This window comes from Streptomyces sp. NPDC051940, assembly GCF_040680895.1.
GTDB lineage: Bacteria > Actinomycetota > Actinomycetes > Streptomycetales > Streptomycetaceae > Streptomyces.
Genome location: NZ_JBFAXR010000249.1, coordinates 1 through 4,333 on the forward strand (window position 1 = coordinate 1; position 4,333 = coordinate 4,333).

A 4,333-nucleotide genomic window follows, 5' to 3' on the forward strand; every position below is an offset into this window, starting at 1 on the left:
CCGCGGGGGCTCCGCCCCCGGCCCCCCTTTGCGGGCTGCGCCCGCTTTCGCGCCTGGACGGCGCTCGGCCTCAAACGCCGGCCGGGCTGGGTTCGGGCCGCTCGCCCTGCGTGCCTGGTCGCCGCAGTTGTCGGCGCTGCGCGCCTCGTCCTCAAACGCCGGACGGGCTGGGGATGCCTCCTTCGCCCTGCGTGCCTGGTGGCCGGTGTTGTCGGCGCTGCGCGCCTCGGCCTCAAACGCCGGCCGGGCTGGGATTGTGCGGTTCGGGCTGTGTGCCTGGTGGCCGGTGATTACCAGACCGGGCGCCACGGTGGGAGCGTGTCTCCGGCCAGGGTGCGGATCAGTGCTGCCAGTTCGGTTCGTGGTAGTTCGTGGCCCGCCTCGTGGAGTTGGGTGGCCAGTTGGGTTTCCAGGGCGTGGAGGGTGCGGCCGGCCACCGCCAGGTGGTCTCGGGCCTTTTCGGTCAGGACGACCAGTTTGCGGCGGCCGCCGGCCGGGTGTGGGCGGCGTTCGACGTAGCCGCGCTTCTCCAGGTCGTCGATGATCTGGCCGGCGGCCTGCTTGGTGACCCCGAGTCGTTCGGCCAGTTCGCTGCTCGTCGCGCCGGAATCCCGCAGCGTCTGGAAGACGAGACCGTGCACGGGGCGCAGATCGGCGTAGCCGGCCGCGTCCAGGCGGCTCACGAACTCGGAGAGGACCAGCTGGAAGGCCATCCCGAGCAGGAAGGTGAGCTCGGAGCGCTCGAGGGGGTCATGGGTCGCCATCGGATCATCTTGACACACCTGAATAAAGCCGCTTTACTCGCGGCGAGTAAAGGAACTTTACACAGGAGGTGTACGCCCATGTACGTGGTCGGCGAGAGCGAGCAGCGGACGACCAGGACGGCGACCGGCACGATGTTCGGCCTGGCCGCCCCCAGTCAGGGCAGTGCCGAGGTCAGCACCTGGCGGGTGGCGCTCGGTGCGGAGGCCGCCACGCCGGTCCACGTCATCGACCGCGAACAGGTGTGGATGCCCCTGTCGGGCGAGTTCGAGATCGAGTCGGAGGGCGGGACCGGGCGCGCCAAGGCCGGTCAGGCCATCGTCGTGCCCGGCGGCGCGGTGCGGCGGCTGAAGGCCGTGGGCGGCCCCGCGGAGGCCCTGGTCGCCATGCCCGTGGGCGGCAGGGCCATGCTGCCGGGCGGCACGGACAAGATCCCGCTCCCGTGGGCCGAGTGACCTCTGCCCCGTGAACGGGCTGGGCCGGGCCCACCCCCGCCGGGGTCCGCCGGGCCGGGCTCACCCCCGCCCGGATCCGCCGGGCCGACCCACCCCGGCGCACCCGGCCGGGTCGGCCCACCCCCGCGCACCCGGCCGGACCGGCACGGGCGGCCCCCCTCACCCGCCCACCCCCTGGCCCCCCGCGGGGGCCACCAGTACCTCCACGTTCTCCGCCTGGAGCGCGTCCAGGTCCGCCGGGGGGATCCCGGCGTCCACTATCACCAGGTCGAAGGCCCGCACCGGGGCCAGCTGGTACAGCCCCCGGCGGCGGAACTTGGTGTGGTCCACCAGCAGGACGCGGTGGTCGCACGCCTCCATCAGGGCCCGCTTCACCGCCACCGTCTCCTGTGACTGGTGGTAGCAGTGGCTGCGCGTGATCGCCGTCGTCGACGCGAAGAGCGTGTCCGCGTGGAGGGACGCGGCCGCGTCCGCCGTACGGACGCCCAGGAACGCGTCGTACGCGGGGAAGTACGTACCGCCCAGCGAGATCAGCTCGATGCCGGGGCTGCCCGCGAGGACCTGGATGACCGGGACGAAGTTCGTGATGACGGTGAGCGGCGCGCGGGGGCCGAGAAGGCGGGCGAGGGCGAGCGCCGTCGTGCTGTCGTCGAGGATGACGGACTGGCCGGGTTTGACCAGGGGGAGCGCCGCCTGGGCGAGGGACTGCTTCTCCTGGGCCATCGCCTGCGTGCGGTGGCGGACGTCGCCGTGGAACGCCGTCGAGGGCTGGGCCGTCGCCCCGCCGCGGACCTTGCGCAGCCAGCCCTTGCCCTGGAGGTAGTCCAGGTCCCGGCGGATCGTCATCGGGGTGACGCCCAGATCCCGCGCGAGCTGCTCGATCCGGACGAAGCCCTCGTCCACGACGCGGCTCTTGATCCGTTCGCGCCGGTCGCGCGGCCGGCGGCCGGTGTCTTCCCCCATGACGGCTCCTGTTCGGTTTCTGTGAAGTGAACACCCGGACTCCGGTGTCAGGTCGGTGCGGTACGCGCGCAAGAGGCCCTCGCCGACGCCCAGTCGCCTACGAATCGGGCAGGTCGGTGTTATGGCGGTCGCGCGAAGGGAACACCACCGGCGATCGGATGTGCGGTTCTTCTGTTCAGTTCTCGTGAGTTGTTGACACTCGGTCCGCCCCGCAGATTACGTGTGCGTTACGTCACAGCAAACCATCTGTTCGTGAACGGCCCACGAAGGAGTGGAACATGAGGAAACTGCCCGGGCTTGCCCTAGCCGGCGTCCTCGTACTGGGCGGCCTCACCGCGTGTGCCGAGGAGCCGGGCACCGCGGACAAGGGGAGCGGGGACGGCAAGGGGACGGGCACGGTCGCGTTCCTGATGCCGGACCTGGCGTCCACGCGCTACGAGCAGTACGACGCACCGCTGTTCAAGCAGAAGATGAAGGAGCTGTGCGCGGACTGCAAGGTCATCTACCAGAACGCCGACAGCGACGCCTCCCTCCAGCAGCAGCAGGCCAACTCCGCGATGGCGCAGGGCGCCAAGGTGCTCGTCCTGGACCCGGTGGACTCCGAGTCCGCGGCGACCATCGTGCAGACGGCGCAGTCCCAGGGCATCAAGGTCGTGGCGTACGACCGGCCCATCCCGAAGAAGGCCGCCGACTTCTACGTGTCGTTCGACAACGAGGCGATCGGGCAGTCCATCGGGCAGTCCCTCGTGGACCATCTGAAGGAGACCGGCGCCAAGGGCGGCATCCTCCAGGTCAACGGGTCGCCGACGGACGCCGCCGCCGGGCTGATCAAGACGGGCATCCACAAGGCCGTCGACCCCAGCGGCTTCGAGCTCCTCGCCGAGTACGACACCCCCGACTGGTCGCCGGAGAAGGCCCAGCAGTGGGTGAGCGGCCAGATCGCCCAGTTCCGCACCGACATCGCCGGCGTGGTCGCCGCGAACGACGGCACCGGCGGCGGGTCGATCGCCGCGTTCAAGGCCGCCGAGGCGAAGGTCCCGCCGGTCACCGGCAACGACGCCGAACTGGCCGCCATCCAGCGGATCGTGTCGGGCGACCAGTACAACACCATCTCCAAGCCCATCAAGATCGTGGCGGAGGCGGCCGCGCAGGTCGCCTGGGAGCTGATGCAGGGCAAGACGCCCAAGCCGACCACCACGCTCTTCGAGACCCCGTCGCAGCTGTACGAGCCCACCGTCGTGACCCAGCAGAACCTCAAGGACGTCATCTTCGGCCCCGACGGCGTGCTGAAGCCCGCGGACGTGTGCACCAGCACCTACGCCGCCGCCTGCCAGAAGCTCGGTATCCAGTGACGGCTCCCACCGCGCCCGGAGCGGCCAGGGAGACCGTGCTGTCGCTCCGGGGCATCAGCAAGCAGTTCGGCGCGGTCGCCGCACTCACCGACATCGATCTCGACGTCGCGGCCGGCGAGGTCGTGGCCGTCGTCGGCGACAACGGCGCCGGCAAGTCGACGCTGGTGAAGGTGCTCTCGGGCGTGTACGCCCCGGACGCCGGCACCATCCGCTTCCGCGGCGAGGAGGTCGTGCTCGGCTCGCCGGCGGCCGCGCACGCGATGGGCATCGCCACCGTCTACCAGGACCTGGCGTTGTGCGAGAACCTCGACGTCAAGGCGAACCTGTTCCTCGGCCAGGAGCTGCGGCCCTGGCTGCTGGACGACGTGGAGATGGAGAAGCGGTCGTGGGCCCTGCTGCGGGAGCTGTCGGCGAAGCTCCCCACGCTGAACGTGCCGGTCGCCGCGCTGTCCGGCGGCCAGCGCCAGACGGTGGCGATCGCGCGCTCGCTGCTGGGCGACCCGAAGGTCATCCTGCTGGACGAGCCGACGGCCGCCCTCGGCGTCGCACAGACCGCCGAGGTCCTCGACCTGATCGAGCGCCTGCGCCTGGGCGGCCGGGGCGTGGTGATGATCAGCCACAACATGGAGGACGTGCGCGCGGTCGCGGACCGCGTGGTCGTGCTGCGCCTGGGCCGCAACAACGGTGTGTTCGACGCCCGGGACGCCTCCACCGAGGACGTCGTGGCCGCCATCACGGGCGCGGCCGACAACGTGGTGGGGGGGGGGGGGGGCCGCCGCGCCCCCACCCCCGGCCGGGGCC

Annotated in this window: 5 protein-coding genes; 3 read left to right on the forward strand and 2 right to left on the reverse strand. The window is 71.4% G+C overall.

The genetic code is table 11. From position 1 onward, the window contains the following. Positions 1-290: 290 nt before the first annotated feature. On the reverse strand, positions 291-764 hold the full coding sequence (locus AB0M28_RS39945; RefSeq protein ID WP_365415673.1) for a MarR family transcriptional regulator: 474 nt from the start codon (positions 762-764) through the stop codon (positions 291-293). A 78-nt stretch (positions 765-842) separates the two neighbouring features. On the opposite strand from AB0M28_RS39945, the gene AB0M28_RS39950 reads away from it, so the two are divergent. After that, a complete protein-coding gene (locus AB0M28_RS39950) occupies positions 843-1,217 on the forward strand; it encodes a cupin (protein ID WP_365415675.1) in 375 nt (124 codons plus the stop codon). 159 nt (positions 1,218-1,376) lie between these two features. On the opposite strand, the gene AB0M28_RS39955 is transcribed toward AB0M28_RS39950, so the two are convergent. Next, complete coding sequence (locus AB0M28_RS39955) at positions 1,377-2,180, reverse strand: DeoR/GlpR family DNA-binding transcription regulator (RefSeq protein WP_365415677.1); 804 nt, start codon at positions 2,178-2,180, stop codon at positions 1,377-1,379. A 278-nt stretch (positions 2,181-2,458) separates the two neighbouring features. Between AB0M28_RS39955 and AB0M28_RS39960 the strand changes: the two genes are divergently transcribed. Further along, positions 2,459-3,532, forward strand: a complete 1,074-nt coding sequence (locus AB0M28_RS39960; RefSeq protein ID WP_365415679.1) for a sugar ABC transporter substrate-binding protein — start codon at positions 2,459-2,461, stop codon at positions 3,530-3,532. Continuing rightward, on the forward strand, positions 3,529-4,333 hold an 805-nt coding region (locus AB0M28_RS39965), incomplete at its 3' end, for an ATP-binding cassette domain-containing protein (protein WP_365415681.1). The genes AB0M28_RS39960 and AB0M28_RS39965, both read left to right, overlap by 4 nt.